The organism is Streptococcus oralis subsp. oralis, from assembly GCF_002096455.1.
Taxonomy (GTDB): Bacteria; Bacillota; Bacilli; order Lactobacillales; family Streptococcaceae; genus Streptococcus; species Streptococcus oralis_CY.
Map to the genome: position 1 here is coordinate 1 of NZ_NCUL01000005.1, position 14,225 is coordinate 14,225.

A 14,225-nucleotide genomic window follows, 5' to 3' on the forward strand; every position below is an offset into this window, starting at 1 on the left:
GATACACCTGTACCCATGCCGAACACAGTAGTTAAGCCCTAGAACGCCGGAAGTAGTTGGGGGTTGCCCCCTGTGAGATATGGAAGTCGCTTAGCTTTTATCCGCCATAGCTCAGTTGGTAGTAGCGCATGACTGTTAATCATGATGTCGTAGGTTCGAGTCCTACTGGCGGAGTATAGATCGAAACGTTCAATTGAGCGTTTTTTTATTTATTAATATAGTGGACTGTTGAAATTTCAAATTTTAATTTTTAAATCTATAATTGCCTCTTTATTTTATTTTTAGTTAGTTTAGCTTTAAATTCTTCTTTTATAGGATTTGAAGCTTTTTTAGTTCCTTTTTTTGTTAGACTAGTGTTACTAATAAGAAAGGGAATTTTTATATGCTTCAGAAATTTTATGACCGAGCATTTGTCTTTTTGAAACTAGTTGAACAAGAATATGCCTCTTTAGGCCAGAGTTGTGCAGAGTGGGAATCACTTCATCTTCGGTTTTTACTATATTACTTAATCCGATTTAAAATTAAAAGTGATAGGGACTTTTCTCTATATCACTTTAGAACAGCTTATCGTCTATATCTAGATAAATTACTGCAAGGTGGTACAACTCTCATCCAATAGGAAGCATCTATATCATAATTACGAACGATAGTTATAGTTATATTTTAAAAAATATAGAATTAGCTTATAATCAAAGGCTTTTGTATTTAGAAATGAAAGAATTTCCAAATCTTTTCTACTGTTTCTTCTTGATAAAAAGGCGATTTTTTCTTATAATAAATTGTAAGATATAATTGCGGGTGAAATTCCTGCCATGTATATGAGAAAGGACGAGCTCCTAGTAGCTCAGACGAATTTTATTATGACTTCAGTTGTTGTTGTAGGTACCCAATGGGGTGATGAAGGTAAAGGGAAAATTACAGATTTTCTTTCAGCTAATGCAGAGGTAATTGCTCGTTATCAAGGTGGTGATAATGCTGGTCACACGATTGTGATTGATGGTAAGAAATTTAAGTTGCACTTGATTCCATCTGGAATTTTCTTTCCTGAAAAAATCTCTGTTATTGGGAATGGGATGGTCGTGAATCCAAAATCCCTTGTGAAAGAGTTGAGCTATCTTCATGAGGAAGGTGTGACAACTGATAACTTGCGTATTTCTGATCGTGCGCATGTTATTTTGCCTTACCATATTGAGTTGGATCGCTTGCAAGAAGAGGCTAAGGGCGATAATAAGATTGGTACTACAATAAAGGGAATTGGTCCAGCATATATGGACAAGGCTGCTCGTGTTGGAATTCGTATTGCGGATCTTTTGGATAAGGATATTTTCCGTGAGCGTTTGGAACGCAATCTTGCGGAAAAGAATCGTCTGTTTGAAAAATTATATGATAGCACCCCTATTTCAGTTGATGACATTTTTGACGAGTACTATGAGTATGGCCAACAAATTAAGCAGTATGTGACAGATACGTCTGTTATCTTGAACGATGCGCTTGATAATGGCAAACGTGTGCTGTTTGAAGGGGCGCAAGGTGTCATGTTGGATATTGACCAAGGGACTTATCCATTTGTTACTTCTTCAAACCCTGTCGCTGGTGGTGTGACAATTGGGTCTGGTGTTGGTCCAAGTAAGATTGACAAGGTTGTAGGTGTATGTAAAGCCTACACAAGTCGTGTAGGAGACGGACCTTTCCCAACTGAATTGTTTGATGAAGTGGGAGATCGCATCCGTGAAGTAGGTCATGAATACGGTACAACAACTGGCCGTCCACGTCGTGTAGGTTGGTTTGACTCAGTTGTGATGCGTCACAGCCGTCGTGTATCTGGGATTACCAATCTTTCATTGAATTCTATCGATGTTTTGAGCGGTTTGGATACGGTAAAAATCTGTGTGGCCTATGATCTTGATGGTCAACGTATTGATTACTATCCTGCTAGTCTTGAGCAGTTGAAACGCTGCAAGCCAATCTACGAGGAATTGCCAGGTTGGTCAGAAGACATCACTGGAGTCCGTAATTTGGAAGACCTTCCTGAGAATGCACGTAACTATGTTCGTCGTGTAAGCGAGTTGGTTGGTGTTCGTATCTCAACTTTCTCAGTAGGACCTGGTCGTGAACAAACTAATATTTTAGAAAGTGTTTGGTCATAGGAGATTTTTAAGATTAGTTTAAGACAGGTTGGGTATACTATAGACAGTTACAAGAAGACCTCCTAACTTGTTGTAACAAATATCCTAAACTTTTCTTTTTCATAATAATCTCCCTATTAAGTCACCGCATTCGGTGGCTTTTTTTGTGTTGAGAATCATGATATAATAATAAAATCGACAAGTAGGAAAAGGGAAAAGAGATGGATTATACGCTTGAAGAAAAAGAAGTCTTTATGAGGGAGGCTTTGAGAGAAGCTGAGATTGCCTTAGAACACGATGAAATTCCAATTGGTTGTGTGATTGTCAAGGATGGAGAAATCATTGGTAGGGGGCATAATGCGCGCGAGGAGTTGCAACGGGCGGTCATGCATGCGGAAATCATGGCCATAGAGAATGCGAACCTGAGTGAGGAGAGCTGGCGCTTGCTGGATTGCACGCTTTTTGTGACCATTGAGCCTTGTGTCATGTGTAGTGGGGCGATTGGACTCGCCCGTATTCCAAACGTGGTCTATGGGGCTAAAAACCAGAAATTTGGCGCCGCTGGGAGTTTGTATGATATCTTGACAGATGAGCGTCTCAACCATCGTGTAGAGGTTGAAACGGGAATTTTGGAAGATGAATGCGCAACTATTATGCAAGACTTTTTTAGAAATAGACGGAAAAAATAATTTTTCTTTTAAAATGAATAGGAATGTGATATAATAAATAGTGGAGCAACAGTTCTGCGTGAAGCGGGTCAGGGGAGGAATCCAGCAGCCCTAAGCGATTTGAATTGTGTGCTCTTTTTTTCGTGCTTTTTCCGAATAAATAAGATAGAATAATCTAGAATAAATGATAATAGAAAAGAGAAAATTATGAAAATTCGTGGTTTTGAATTGGTTTCTACTTTTACAGATGAAAATTTATTACCCAAGCGTGAGACAGCGCATGCGGCTGGTTACGACTTAAAGGTTGCTGTGCGTACGGTTATTGCTCCAGGAGAGATTGTCTTGGTTCCGACAGGGGTTAAGGCTTATATGCAGCCGACTGAGGTTCTCTACCTCTATGATCGCTCTTCAAATCCTCGTAAGAAGGGCTTGGTTTTAATTAATTCAGTTGGGGTCATTGATGGGGATTATTATGGAAATCCTGGGAATGAAGGGCATATTTTTGCTCAGATGAAGAATATTACAGATCAAGAGGTTGTTCTTGAAGTTGGGGAACGAGTGGTTCAGGCTGTCTTTGCGCCTTTCTTAATTGCAGATGGAGATGCGGCTGATGGTGTGCGAACTGGTGGATTTGGATCAACAGGGCACTAGAATGAAGATTATCTTTGTACGCCATGGGGAGCCAGATTATAGTATGCTTGATAAACTTGAAAATCCGCAACTATATAGTGGTTTTGGTCGTGATTTAGCACCATTGACAGGAAAAGGTCGCAGTCTGGCAAAAGAAGTTGCTAAAACTACATGTTTTGGAAAGGCAGAGATTATTATTTCATCGTCTGTGACGAGGGCTTTAGAAACAGCCCATTATATAGCAGTTGAAACAGGATTGGACTTATTTGTGGAGCCGTTTTTTCATGAGTGGCGTCCGGACTTAGATGGCACTAACTCTGATTTAACTAGTGTATTGGTAGCTCATGAATATTATCTAAAACATCAAGGAGGTTTATCTGAAGATTCTCCTTATCGCTATGAAACAGATCTAGAGATGCGTCATCGTTTTTTAAAAGCTTTGGAAAAATATAAAAATTATAAAACTATTATCATTGTAACTCACGGAATGCTCATGCGCCAATTTGTACCAGACGAGAAGATTGATTTTTGCCAAGTGATCGAGTGTGAGATAGAGATATAGAAAGAAGTAAAATGAAATGAGCTATAGAGATTTTCAAGCTTTTACCGCTGAGAATTGTCAAGGGTATAAGAAAGTCTATAATATCAGTATTGGAGGATTTCTTTACTTAGCTTTTCTTCCGGAAGCCTATTATAAAATTCTTTGTATTTCTTCAGAATATATGTCAATAATTGACTGTGAAAATGATCAGGTAACTCCTGTAGATGGGGATTATGATGAGACGGAATTAGTAGCCATGTATGAGGGCTGTGATTCTCCCATTTCTATTGCGGGACAATATGGTGGAAGTCTCCCTTTGGACAATGGGGAAGATATCCGAGTGACAATGGAAAAAGATCAATCTGGGAAGTATCCGATTTTAACCATTTTTTGGGAAAAGGATAAAGAAACTAGGGTACAAATTTATAAAGGTTATTTACCGTATATTTTTGGTTTTAGTCCGGATGGAGAGTATTATGCTTATGCAGATGATGGCGGATTGACTGTTTTAAAGAAAGATAGTTGATAGCGTGAAAAACAAGAAATTTTAAAATGAGAGGATTAGAATTATCGCAAAGAAAAAAGCGACATTTGTATGTCAAAATTGTGGGTATAATTCCCCAAAATATCTAGGGCGCTGTCCAAACTGTGGAGCTTGGTCTTCTTTTGTAGAAGAGGTTGAGGTTGCCGAGGTTAAGAATGCACGAGTGTCCTTGACAGGTGAAAAAACCAAGCCTATGAAACTGGCTGAGGTGACTTCCATCAATGTCAATCGAACCAAGACGGAGATGGAGGAATTCAACCGTGTGCTTGGAGGCGGAGTGGTACCAGGGAGTCTCGTCCTTATCGGTGGGGATCCAGGAATCGGGAAATCAACCCTTCTCCTACAAGTTTCAACGCAGCTGTCTCAAGTGGGTACGGTTCTCTATGTCAGTGGGGAGGAGTCTGCCCAGCAGATTAAGTTACGGGCAGAGCGCTTGGGTGATATTGATAGTGAGTTTTATCTCTATGCAGAGACCAATATGCAGAGTGTTCGATCTGAGGTGGAGCGCATCCAACCAGATTTTCTCATCATCGACTCTATCCAGACGATTATGTCTCCTGAGATTTCAGGGGTGCAGGGGTCTGTGTCTCAGGTGCGTGAGGTGACCGCTGAGCTTATGCAGCTGGCTAAGACCAATAACATTGCCATCTTTATCGTAGGGCATGTGACCAAGGAAGGGACCTTGGCGGGTCCGCGTATGTTGGAGCATATGGTAGATACAGTGCTTTACTTTGAAGGGGAACGTCACCATACCTTTCGTATCTTGAGAGCAGTCAAAAACCGTTTTGGTTCCACTAATGAGATTGGCATCTTTGAGATGCAGTCGGGTGGATTGGTTGAGGTGCTCAATCCGAGTCAAGTTTTCCTAGAGGAGCGTTTGGATGGGGCTACTGGCTCGTCAATCGTTGTGACCATGGAAGGGACCCGTCCGATTTTGGCGGAGGTTCAGGCTTTGGTAACACCAACCATGTTTGGAAATGCTAAACGTACGACGACTGGACTTGATTTCAATCGTGCAAGTCTGATTATGGCTGTTTTGGAAAAACGAGCAGGGCTTCTCTTGCAAAACCAGGATGCCTATCTCAAATCTGCTGGTGGTGTAAAATTGGATGAGCCTGCCATTGACTTGGCTGTTGCAGTGGCTATTGCCTCTAGTTACAAGGACAAGCCTACCAATCCTCAGGAATGTTTTGTGGGTGAACTGGGCTTGACCGGAGAAATTCGGCGCGTGAATCGCATCGAACAACGCATCAATGAAGCGGAAAAATTGGGCTTTACCAAGATTTATGTACCCAAGAATTCCTTGACAGGAATCACTCCACCCAAGGAAATTGAAGTCATTGGTGTGACGACTATTCAGGAAGTTTTGAAAAAGGTCTTTGCATAATCCGTGACAAATCCTCTTAAAAATGATAAGATAGGAGAAATATTTGATTATCAAATTTTTGAGGAGGGAATCGTGTCGTATTTTGAACAGTTTATGCAAGCCAATCAGGCTTATGTTGCCCTACATGGGCAGTTAAATCTGCCACTTAAACCCAAAACCAGAGTAGCTATCGTGACCTGTATGGACTCACGTCTACACGTTGCGCAAGCTCTAGGTTTGGCCCTTGGGGATGCTCATATCTTGCGGAATGCGGGTGGTCGAGTAACTGAGGACATGATTCGTTCACTGGTGATTTCCCAGCAACAAATGGGGACAAGAGAAATCGTGGTGCTTCACCATACAGACTGTGGAGCTCAAACCTTTCAAAATGAAAGTTTTCATGAACATTTGAAACACGAGCTCGGAGTTGATGTGTCTGGTCAAGACTTTTTACCATTTCAGGATGTGGAAGAGAGCGTGAGAGAGGATATGCAATTGCTTCGAGAATCTCCACTGATTCCTGATGATGTGGTTATTTCAGGTGCTGTCTATGATGTGGATACAGGAAGTATGAGAGAAGTATACTAACTTTGTCTCGAAAAAATCTCATCCTAGCATAAAATCGATTGTTAAAATGTAGAATTTTTAGTTTTAATATAGCTAATATAAAATAGCAAAAAACAAGGGTATAAATGTTTACTCTTGTTTTATTTTTGATTGAAAAATAAAGGAAAAAGCGCTACAATGGTAGATGGAAAATGTTGTGTAAAAACAAGTGATACATAAATACCGGAGGAAATCATGTCTTTTTCTGATTTAAAGCTGTTTGCCCTTTCTTCTAATAGAGAATTGGCAGAGCGTGTGGCGCAAGAAATTGGGATAGAGTTGGGGAAATCGACTGTTCGCCAATTTTCAGATGGGGAGATTCAGGTCAACATTGAAGAATCAATCCGTGGAAAACACGTCTTTATCCTACAATCAACGAGTTCACCTGTAAATGATAATTTACTTGAAATTTTAATTATGGTGGATGCATTGAAGCGTGCTAGTGCAGAATCTGTCAATGTTGTTATGCCCTACTATGGCTATGCACGTCAGGATAGAAAAGCGCGCGCGCGTGAGCCAATCACAGCAAAACTCGTTGCAAACATGCTAGAAGTTGCTGGGGTAGATCGTTTGTTGACGATTGATTTGCACGCTGCACAGATTCAGGGATTCTTTGATATTCCTGTAGATCACTTGATGGGTGCTCCATTGATTGCGGACTATTTTGAACGTCGTGGCATGGTCGGCTCTGACTACGTGGTTGTCAGCCCAGACCATGGTGGAGTGACTCGTGCTCGTAAATTGGCAGAGTTTTTGAAAACTCCGATTGCGATTATTGACAAACGCCGTAGTGTAGACAAGATGAATACCAGTGAAGTGATGAACATCATTGGTAAGGTAGAAGGTAAGACTTGTATCTTGATTGACGATATGATCGATACAGCTGGAACCATTTGTCATGCAGCGGATGCTCTTGCTGAAGCAGGTGCTGTTGAAGTTTACGCAAGCTGTACGCACCCAGTACTTTCTGGTCCTGCTATGGATAATATCCAAAAATCAGCCATTAAAAAATTGGTTGTTTTGGATACTATCTACCTACCAGAAGAGCGTTTGATTGATAAGATTGAACAAATTTCGATTGCTCATCTCTTAGGAGATGCCATTGTACGTATCCACGAAAAACGTCCTCTTTCTCCATTATTTAGTATCGAGAAAAAAATCTAAACTTTCACTTGAAATAGATCGTTCTCCTAGCAGACTTTTCTCTTGCTAGGAGATTTTTTGTAGTCAAAATCTGCAAGCCTTTTCAAAATATGCTATACTGATGGAAAAGGAGGATTTCTATGAGCCAAGAATTTATCAATCCAAGTGATGGTGTGGTACGTCAGTATCTTGCAACCAGTAAAACGTTAGCGGTAGTAGGCTTGTCCGATCGTGAAGAAACAACTAGCAATCGAGTGACTAAGGAAATGCAGGCTCGGGGCTATAAAATCATTCCAGTCAATCCCAAGGCTTCAGGTGGCGAAATCTTGGGAGAAAAGGCCTATGCAAGCCTAGCTGAGATTCCTTTTCCTGTTGATATTGTCAATGTATACCGACGGAGCGAGTTTTTACCAGATGTGGCGCGTGATTTTCTCAAGGCTGATGCCAAGATTTTTTGGGCACAACTGGGACTTGAAAGCCTAGAAGCGGAAGAAATCTTGCGTGCTGGAGGATGCGATGACATCGTGATGAATCGTTGTATTAAGAGAGAACATACTCGCTTAATTCTTGAGCAATAAAAAGGTAGCCATGGGCTACCTTTTTGTGTTAGAAAATACCAATCAATGCCTGCATGCCAAGACTGGTGAGGATGATGGCAATCCAGCAAAGGGCTCCAAGAAGAATGGATTTACCGCTGGATTTGACCATGGCTACTAGATTTGTTTTGAGACCGATGGCACTCATAGCCATGATAATGAGGAATTTGGAGAGTTGTTTGAGAGGGGTGAAGAAGCTACTAGACACACCGAGAGAGGTGAGAAAAGTCGTTAAGAGAGAGGCTAGGATAAAGTAAAGGATAAAAAGTGGGAAGACTTTTTTTAGTTGGAAACCCTGGCTATTTTTTTGTTGGCGGCTTTGCCAGTAGGAGAGAAAGAGCGTGATAGGAATAATGGCAAGGGTGCGTGTGAGTTTAACAATGGTTGCAGACTCAAGGGTATTGGTCTGATAAAGACTGTCCCATGCGCTGGCTGTGGCCGTTACAGAAGAAGTATCGTTGACTGCAGTTCCTGCAAAGAGGGCAAAACCTTCATTGGATAGGTGAAGCCAGGTTCCTAGCGTTGGAAAGATGAGCGCAGCCAAGACATTGAAGAAAAAGATAACGGAAATGGCTTGGGCAACTTCTTTTTCCTTGGCATGGATGACGGGCGCTGTCGCAGCAATGGCAGAGCCACCACAGATAGAAGAACCCACTCCAATCAAGGTAGCTAGTTTTGTGTCTAGCGCAAAGAAACGTTGGAAGAGGTAGGCAACGATTAAGGAAATCGAAATGGTGGAAAGGATGACAGGGAGTGAAGTTTGTCCAACTGCGAAGACTTGCGAGATATTGAGACCAAAACCGAGTAAGATAACGGCATACTGGAGTAATTTCTTGGAACTAAAGGTCAAACCTGCGTCTAGTTGTTTGTAAGGTGAGAGCCAGGGGTGGAGGAGCATTCCAGCAAAAATTGCAAAGACAGGTGCACCCACGACGGGGAAAAATCCTCCCAGGCACCAAGATACGATAGAAATGAGAAGGCAGGCCAAGATTCCTGCTCCATTTTTTGATAAAAATGACATATAAACCTCCGAAAATAAGCACTTATTATTATAGTCCTGTCGAGAAGAAAAGTAAAACAGAAAGTGAAAAATGCGGGTTTCAGATGGATTTTGCGGTCAGGGAGCTTTTGTAGTATAATAGTACTATGTTCTGTAAGCAAGGGGGATATCTATGGACTTAACCAAACGCTTTAATAAACAGTTAGACAAGATTCAAGTTTCCTTGATTCGCCAGTTTGACCAGGCAATTTCAGAGATTCCTGGGGTCTTGCGTTTGACCTTGGGGGAACCTGATTTTACAACGCCAGATCATATCAAGGAGGCAGCCAAGCGAGCCATTGACCAGAACCAATCCTACTATACAGGGATGAGCGGTTTACTGACCTTGCGCCAGGCTGCTAGCGACTTTGTAAAAGAAAAATACCAGCTAGATTATAATCCTGAAAATGAAATTTTGGTTACAATTGGGGCGACAGAGGCTTTATCTGCTACTTTGACGGCTATTTTGGAAGAGGGGGACAAGGTGCTCTTGCCAGCTCCTGCCTACCCAGGATATGAGCCGATTGTCAATCTAGTTGGGGCAGAGATTGTCGAGATTGATACAACTGAAAATGGTTTTGTCTTGACTCCTGAGATGTTGGAAAAGGCCATTTTGGAGCAAGGGGACAAGCTCAAAGCAGTTATTCTCAACTATCCAGCCAATCCGACAGGTATTACCTATAGTCGGGAGCAGTTGGAAGCCTTGGCAGACGTTTTACGCAAGTATGAGATTTTTGTTGTCTGTGATGAGGTTTACTCAGAATTAACCTATACAGGCGAAGCCCATGTATCTCTGGGAACTATGCTGAGAGACCAGGCTATTATTATCAATGGCTTGTCTAAATCGCATGCTATGACTGGTTGGCGTTTAGGCTTTATCTTTGCTCCTGCGGCTTTCACAGCTCAGTTAATCAAGAGTCACCAGTATTTGGTTACTGCTGCAAATACGATGGCTCAGCATGCTGCGGTGGAGGCTTTGACCGCTGGTAAAAACGACGCAGAGCCTATGAAAAAGGAATACATCCAGCGTCGAGATTATATCATCGAAAAGATGACTGCTCTTGGTTTTGAGATTATCAAACCAGATGGGGCCTTCTATATCTTTGCTAAGATTCCAGCGGGCTACAATCAAGACTCCTTTGCTTTTCTGAAGGATTTTGCCTATAAGAAGGCCGTTGCCTTTATCCCTGGTGCCGCCTTTGGACGTTACGGAGAAGGCTATGTGCGTCTGTCCTATGCAGCCAGCATGGAAACGATCAGAGAGGCCATGAAACGACTTGAGGAGTACATGAGAGAAGCATGATTCAGTCTATCACGAGTCAAGGTCTCGTACTCTACAATCGTAACTTTCGTGAGGATGACAAGCTAGTCAAAATTTTTACCGAGCAGGCGGGCAAGCGTATGTTTTTCGTCAAACACGCTGGCCAGTCCAAACTAGCTCCTGTTATTCAGCCTTTGGTGTTGGCACGATTTCTCTTGCGCATCAATGATGATGGGCTTAGCTACATCGAGGACTACCATGAGGTGATGACCTTTCCAAAGATTAATAGTGATCTCTTTGTCATGGCCTATGCTACCTATGTGGCAGCTCTTGCAGATGCTAGTTTGCAGGATAATCAGCAGGATGCTCCCTTGTTTGCTTTCTTGAGGAAGACTCTGGAGTTGATGGAAGCAGGGATAGATTATCAGGTCTTAACCAATATTTTTGAAATTCAAATCTTGACTCGATTTGGAATCAGCCTTAATTTTAATGAGTGTGTCTTTTGCCATCGGGTCGGTCAGGCCTTTGACTTTTCTTTCAAATATGGAGCCTGCCTCTGCCCAGAGCATTATCATGAGGATGAGAGACGTTGTCATCTAAATCCCAATATCCCTTATCTGCTCAATCAATTTCAAGCCATTGATTTTGAAACCTTGGAGACCATTTCGCTTAAGGCCGAAATCAAGCAAGAGTTACGCCAATTTATGGATCAACTCTACGAAGAGTACGTTGGGATTCACCTAAAATCGAAGAAATTTATTGATTCCCTAGCAGACTGGGGACAATTACTAAAAGAGGAAGACAAATGAAAAAAATCGCAGTAGATGCTATGGGGGGCGATTATGCACCTCAAGCCATCGTTGAGGGTGTCAACCAAGCCCTTACTGACTTTTCAGATATTGAGGTTCAACTCTATGGAGATAAAAGTAAGATCAAGCAATATCTAACAGCGACAGAGCGTGTCAGCATTATCCATACGGATGAGAAAATCAACTCAGACGATGAGCCGACGAAAGCTATCCGTAAGAAGAAAAATGCCAGCATGGTATTAGCAGCTAAGGCTGTTAAAGAGGGAGAAGCAGACGCTGTCCTCTCTGCTGGTAACACAGGTGCCTTGTTGGCTGCAGGATTCTTTATCGTGGGTCGTATCAAAAATATCGATCGTCCAGGACTCATGTCGACCTTGCCGACCATCGATGGAAAAGGGTTTGACATGCTAGACCTTGGGGCCAATGCAGAAAATACAGCCCATCATCTTCACCAATACGCTGTCCTAGGTTCCTTCTATGCAAAGAATGTTCGTGGGATTGCAAAACCACGTGTTGGTTTGCTCAACAATGGAACAGAAAGCAGCAAGGGAGATCCGCTTCGTAAGGAAACATACGACTTGTTAGTAGCTGATGAAAGTTTGAACTTTGTCGGAAACGTGGAAGCGCGTGATCTGATGAATGGCGTTGCGGATGTTGTCGTAACAGATGGTTTCACGGGAAACGCTGTTCTCAAATCCATCGAAGGTACAGCTTTGGGAATCATGGGCTTACTTAAAAATGCTATTACGGGTGGTGGCCTTCGAGCGAAGCTAGGTGCTCTACTTCTCAAGGATAGTCTTAAGGGGTTGAAGACACAGCTCAACTATTCAGATGTTGGAGGGGCAGTTTTGTTTGGTGTCAAGGCGCCAGTTGTAAAAACTCATGGCTCAAGTGATGCCAAGGCTGTGTACAGTACGATTCGTCAGATTCGTACCATGCTAGAAACAGACGTAGTTGCTCAAACTGCGCGTGAATTTTCAGGAGAATAAAAAAGATGACAGAAAAAGAAATTTTTGACCGTATTGTAACCATTATCCAAGAGCGACAGGGAGAAGACTTTGCCGTAACAGAGGCTTTGAGTTTGAAAGACGATCTAGATGCGGACTCAGTGGATTTGATGGAGTTTGTCTTGACACTAGAAGATGAATTTGGTATCGAAATCACTGATGAGGAAATCGATCAACTTCAAAGTGTAGCGGATGTAGTAGCGATTATTAAAGATAAAAAATAGCCAAAAGCAACATGCAAGTCATGTTGTTTTTTATTTGCAGAAAAAGAGAAACTTTTAGTAGAAATTGCGAATAAAGAGATGAGAAAGAAAAAGGAGGAACATTTATGTATGTGACTGGTTTTTATCCGTGGTTCATTAAGTGGTTTTTAAAATAAAAATGAATAAGTTGCTTATTTTTGAATTGTTTTGCGAATGGATAGGTAAGGAAAAAGGGAAGGAGATTACGCGATGTATTTACCAATCTTATTGCCATGGTTGATCAAATGGTATTTAAAATAAATGAAATTTACCTGTTCATTTTAAATTACTTCTCGAATAGATAAGTGAGAAGAAAAGAAAGGAGAGAAGAAAATGATTTCAGTAATTTACCCAATCTGGCTATTTAAGTGGCTTAGAGGTTAAAGATTAGATATATAGAAAAATATAGAGGAGAAGAAAGATGACAAACTTTGACAAAATGGAACAGAACTTTGTAGCTCTTACAGAAGAAGAGTTGATGGATGTGGATGGGGGCTCGGTTACCGCTGTAGTTGTAGGAGGTGTCTTACTAATTGGTGGTATTGCTTGGGGCTATTTTATGTAATAATAAGGAGAGAAAAAATGAATTTAAATAAATGGACAGAATTGACAGAAGAAGAATTGATGAATACAGAAGGTGGCTTAATTACCATAGCCATGATTGCTGGAGGAGTAGCAATTTTCCTTGGTGGTCGATTAATTGGTCAAGATTTAAAACGTAAATTTGGATAAAAGTAGACTTGTATGAAAAATCTAAAAAATGTAATGGGAGCAGTTCTAATTATTTTTGGAGTGCTTTGCATATTGGGAGATTTAAATGTAATCACCTTTAATGTTGAAAAATATTTCCAAACAGAATTAGTTGTTCCGATCCTTATTTTGATGATGAGTTACTTGGATTTAGCTAAAGACAAGGTTTAAAGAGAACTATTTTTAGTGTATGGCAACTGCTATTGAATAGTCATCTTTTAGTTATTATCAATGAAATAAGAACTAATTTAGGAATAGTAGGGATTTTGGTTGGAGTAGCTATTGGATTAGCCAGTATTATTTAAAAAGGAGAGAGAAAAATGAAAGAAATGGATAAAAAATTTGATATCATGACAGAAGAAGATTTGGCTCTTACTGAAGGAGGCTTCATTGTCACTACTTCCACAGCAATAGCTTGGGGTGTATTAGGAGTAGCTGCTTATATGTATGGGCGTTATCTAGGAAGTAGACGTTAATCTAAATATAGAAGGAAATTAACTATGAGTCGTAACCTAAATCTCAATACATTGTTACCTAAGCTAGCCACTATACTTCCTTTGTTAGGAATAGGTCTTAATCTTACGCTTCATCTAATTCGTACGGGTTCGCTAGTATCTTTTGATTGGCAATGGAGTTTAATAGGTTTGATTGCTGCAGGCTATTTTGGTATTTTTTGTAAGGATTTGAAGAAAAATAATCAAAACTATAAATGATGAATTTGAATGGAAAGGATTTTGTGCATGTAAATGGCGGAGTTTTTCCACCTTGTTTTATCCAGAGATCTATCCGATTCTGCTTAGTTTGTTTTATAGAGGATATAAGTACAAAACAACAGATAGTAAGATTGGGAATTGATGGAACATCAGATTGGAGTTGGAGATGAAAGTCGTTCAATTA

General features: G+C 40.9%; 20 protein-coding genes, 1 tRNA gene, 1 rRNA gene and 1 other RNA gene. 22 read left to right on the forward strand and 1 reads right to left on the reverse strand.

Annotation, left to right across the window (positions count from 1 at the left end; translation table 11 throughout):
* The 13 genes from rrf to B7720_RS01570 all read left to right on the forward strand — a co-directional run.
* A 5S ribosomal RNA gene (gene rrf, locus B7720_RS01510) occupies positions 1–95 on the forward strand; the annotation flags it as partial.
* Between the two features lie 5 nt (positions 96–100).
* A tRNA-Asn gene (locus tag B7720_RS01515) sits at positions 101–174 on the forward strand.
* Between the two features lie 208 nt (positions 175–382).
* Entirely contained in the window at positions 383–619 is a 237-nt protein-coding gene (comW, locus tag B7720_RS09750; RefSeq protein ID WP_000939508.1) for a sigma(X)-activator ComW, read from the forward strand.
* A 241-nt stretch (positions 620–860) separates the two neighbouring features.
* Entirely contained in the window at positions 861–2,147 is a 1,287-nt protein-coding gene (locus B7720_RS01525; RefSeq protein WP_061587496.1) for an adenylosuccinate synthase, read from the forward strand.
* Between the two features lie 200 nt (positions 2,148–2,347).
* Entirely contained in the window at positions 2,348–2,815 is a 468-nt protein-coding gene (gene tadA, locus B7720_RS01530) for a tRNA adenosine(34) deaminase TadA (RefSeq protein WP_000386706.1), read from the forward strand.
* 32 nt (positions 2,816–2,847) lie between these two features.
* Positions 2,848–2,945: signal recognition particle sRNA small type (gene ffs, locus B7720_RS01535), an RNA gene on the forward strand.
* A gap of 56 nt (positions 2,946–3,001) precedes the next feature.
* Positions 3,002–3,445, forward strand: a complete 444-nt coding sequence (locus tag B7720_RS01540; protein WP_000702002.1) for a dUTP diphosphatase — start codon at positions 3,002–3,004, stop codon at positions 3,443–3,445.
* A 1-nt stretch (position 3,446) separates the two neighbouring features.
* Entirely contained in the window at positions 3,447–3,986 is a 540-nt protein-coding gene (locus tag B7720_RS01545) for a histidine phosphatase family protein (RefSeq protein WP_084856195.1), read from the forward strand.
* Positions 3,987–4,002: 16 nt separating this feature from the next.
* Positions 4,003–4,491 (forward strand): hypothetical protein, encoded by a 489-nt coding sequence (locus tag B7720_RS01550; RefSeq protein ID WP_000122091.1) that lies wholly within the window; start codon positions 4,003–4,005, stop codon positions 4,489–4,491.
* A 40-nt stretch (positions 4,492–4,531) separates the two neighbouring features.
* On the forward strand, positions 4,532–5,896 hold the full coding sequence (gene radA, locus B7720_RS01555; protein WP_180830322.1) for a DNA repair protein RadA: 1,365 nt from the start codon (positions 4,532–4,534) through the stop codon (positions 5,894–5,896).
* Positions 5,897–5,968: 72 nt separating this feature from the next.
* On the forward strand, positions 5,969–6,463 hold the full coding sequence (locus B7720_RS01560; protein ID WP_009013771.1) for a beta-class carbonic anhydrase: 495 nt from the start codon (positions 5,969–5,971) through the stop codon (positions 6,461–6,463).
* 213 nt (positions 6,464–6,676) lie between these two features.
* Complete coding sequence (locus tag B7720_RS01565) at positions 6,677–7,645, forward strand: ribose-phosphate diphosphokinase (protein WP_000010178.1); 969 nt, start codon at positions 6,677–6,679, stop codon at positions 7,643–7,645.
* A 119-nt stretch (positions 7,646–7,764) separates the two neighbouring features.
* Positions 7,765–8,202: a CoA-binding protein gene (locus B7720_RS01570; protein ID WP_042901913.1), complete on the forward strand. Its 438-nt coding sequence runs from the start codon at positions 7,765–7,767 to the stop codon at positions 8,200–8,202.
* A gap of 28 nt (positions 8,203–8,230) precedes the next feature.
* Here the strand turns inward: B7720_RS01570 and B7720_RS01575 are convergent, their stop codons facing one another.
* Complete coding sequence (locus tag B7720_RS01575) at positions 8,231–9,241, reverse strand: YeiH family protein (RefSeq protein WP_042901914.1); 1,011 nt, start codon at positions 9,239–9,241, stop codon at positions 8,231–8,233.
* Between the two features lie 151 nt (positions 9,242–9,392).
* On the opposite strand from B7720_RS01575, the gene B7720_RS01580 reads away from it, so the two are divergent.
* The 9 genes from B7720_RS01580 (at position 9,393) to B7720_RS01610 (ending at position 14,041) form a co-directional block, all read left to right on the forward strand.
* A complete protein-coding gene (locus tag B7720_RS01580; RefSeq protein ID WP_042901915.1) occupies positions 9,393–10,562 on the forward strand; it encodes a pyridoxal phosphate-dependent aminotransferase in 1,170 nt (389 codons plus the stop codon).
* The gene (recO, locus tag B7720_RS01585; RefSeq protein ID WP_049478102.1) at positions 10,559–11,329 is read left to right on the forward strand and encodes a DNA repair protein RecO; all 771 of its coding nucleotides are present in this window, start codon (positions 10,559–10,561) and stop codon (positions 11,327–11,329) included. The genes B7720_RS01580 and recO overlap by 4 nt, the downstream gene beginning before the upstream one ends.
* Positions 11,326–12,318 (forward strand): phosphate acyltransferase PlsX, encoded by a 993-nt coding sequence (gene plsX / locus B7720_RS01590; protein ID WP_084856196.1) that lies wholly within the window; start codon positions 11,326–11,328, stop codon positions 12,316–12,318. The genes recO and plsX overlap by 4 nt, the downstream gene beginning before the upstream one ends.
* 5 nt (positions 12,319–12,323) lie before the next feature.
* A complete protein-coding gene (locus B7720_RS01595; RefSeq protein ID WP_000136435.1) occupies positions 12,324–12,560 on the forward strand; it encodes an acyl carrier protein in 237 nt (78 codons plus the stop codon).
* A gap of 439 nt (positions 12,561–12,999) precedes the next feature.
* Positions 13,000–13,143, forward strand: a complete 144-nt coding sequence (locus tag B7720_RS01600; RefSeq protein ID WP_042901918.1) for a class IIb bacteriocin, lactobin A/cerein 7B family — start codon at positions 13,000–13,002, stop codon at positions 13,141–13,143.
* A gap of 17 nt (positions 13,144–13,160) precedes the next feature.
* Positions 13,161–13,310 (forward strand): class IIb bacteriocin, lactobin A/cerein 7B family, encoded by a 150-nt coding sequence (locus B7720_RS01605; protein ID WP_001052546.1) that lies wholly within the window; start codon positions 13,161–13,163, stop codon positions 13,308–13,310.
* 12 nt (positions 13,311–13,322) lie between these two features.
* Positions 13,323–13,499 (forward strand): hypothetical protein, encoded by a 177-nt coding sequence (locus tag B7720_RS09695; protein WP_000793177.1) that lies wholly within the window; start codon positions 13,323–13,325, stop codon positions 13,497–13,499.
* A 149-nt stretch (positions 13,500–13,648) separates the two neighbouring features.
* Positions 13,649–13,804 carry a hypothetical protein gene (locus tag B7720_RS09700; protein ID WP_000661692.1) on the forward strand — a complete coding sequence of 52 codons (156 nt, stop codon included), beginning with the start codon at positions 13,649–13,651 and terminating at the stop codon, positions 13,802–13,804.
* 24 nt (positions 13,805–13,828) lie between these two features.
* The gene (locus B7720_RS01610) at positions 13,829–14,041 is read left to right on the forward strand and encodes a hypothetical protein (RefSeq protein ID WP_042901919.1); all 213 of its coding nucleotides are present in this window, start codon (positions 13,829–13,831) and stop codon (positions 14,039–14,041) included.
* Positions 14,042–14,225: the final 184 nt, after the last annotated feature.

Bases quoted from the DNA above. Each gene is read 5' to 3' on its own strand.
- comW (WP_000939508.1), top strand. From the start codon at position 383: ATGCTTCAGAAATTTTATGACCGAGCATTTGTCTTTTTGAAACTAGTT.
- B7720_RS01525 (WP_061587496.1), top strand. From the start codon at position 861: ATGACTTCAGTTGTTGTTGTAGGTACCCAATGGGGTGATGAAGGTAAA.
- tadA (WP_000386706.1), top strand. From the start codon at position 2,348: ATGGATTATACGCTTGAAGAAAAAGAAGTCTTTATGAGGGAGGCTTTG.
- B7720_RS01540 (WP_000702002.1), top strand. From the start codon at position 3,002: ATGAAAATTCGTGGTTTTGAATTGGTTTCTACTTTTACAGATGAAAAT.
- B7720_RS01545 (WP_084856195.1), top strand. From the start codon at position 3,447: ATGAAGATTATCTTTGTACGCCATGGGGAGCCAGATTATAGTATGCTT.
- B7720_RS01550 (WP_000122091.1), top strand. From the start codon at position 4,003: ATGAGCTATAGAGATTTTCAAGCTTTTACCGCTGAGAATTGTCAAGGG.
- B7720_RS01565 (WP_000010178.1), top strand. From the start codon at position 6,677: ATGTCTTTTTCTGATTTAAAGCTGTTTGCCCTTTCTTCTAATAGAGAA.
- B7720_RS01570 (WP_042901913.1), top strand. From the start codon at position 7,765: ATGAGCCAAGAATTTATCAATCCAAGTGATGGTGTGGTACGTCAGTAT.
- B7720_RS01575 (WP_042901914.1), bottom strand. From the start codon at position 9,241: ATGTCATTTTTATCAAAAAATGGAGCAGGAATCTTGGCCTGCCTTCTC.
- B7720_RS01580 (WP_042901915.1), top strand. From the start codon at position 9,393: ATGGACTTAACCAAACGCTTTAATAAACAGTTAGACAAGATTCAAGTT.
- recO (WP_049478102.1), top strand. From the start codon at position 10,559: ATGATTCAGTCTATCACGAGTCAAGGTCTCGTACTCTACAATCGTAAC.
- plsX (WP_084856196.1), top strand. From the start codon at position 11,326: ATGAAAAAAATCGCAGTAGATGCTATGGGGGGCGATTATGCACCTCAA.
- B7720_RS01595 (WP_000136435.1), top strand. From the start codon at position 12,324: ATGACAGAAAAAGAAATTTTTGACCGTATTGTAACCATTATCCAAGAG.
- B7720_RS01600 (WP_042901918.1), top strand. From the start codon at position 13,000: ATGACAAACTTTGACAAAATGGAACAGAACTTTGTAGCTCTTACAGAA.
- B7720_RS01605 (WP_001052546.1), top strand. From the start codon at position 13,161: ATGAATTTAAATAAATGGACAGAATTGACAGAAGAAGAATTGATGAAT.
- B7720_RS09695 (WP_000793177.1), top strand. From the start codon at position 13,323: ATGAAAAATCTAAAAAATGTAATGGGAGCAGTTCTAATTATTTTTGGA.
- B7720_RS09700 (WP_000661692.1), top strand. From the start codon at position 13,649: ATGAAAGAAATGGATAAAAAATTTGATATCATGACAGAAGAAGATTTG.
- B7720_RS01610 (WP_042901919.1), top strand. From the start codon at position 13,829: ATGAGTCGTAACCTAAATCTCAATACATTGTTACCTAAGCTAGCCACT.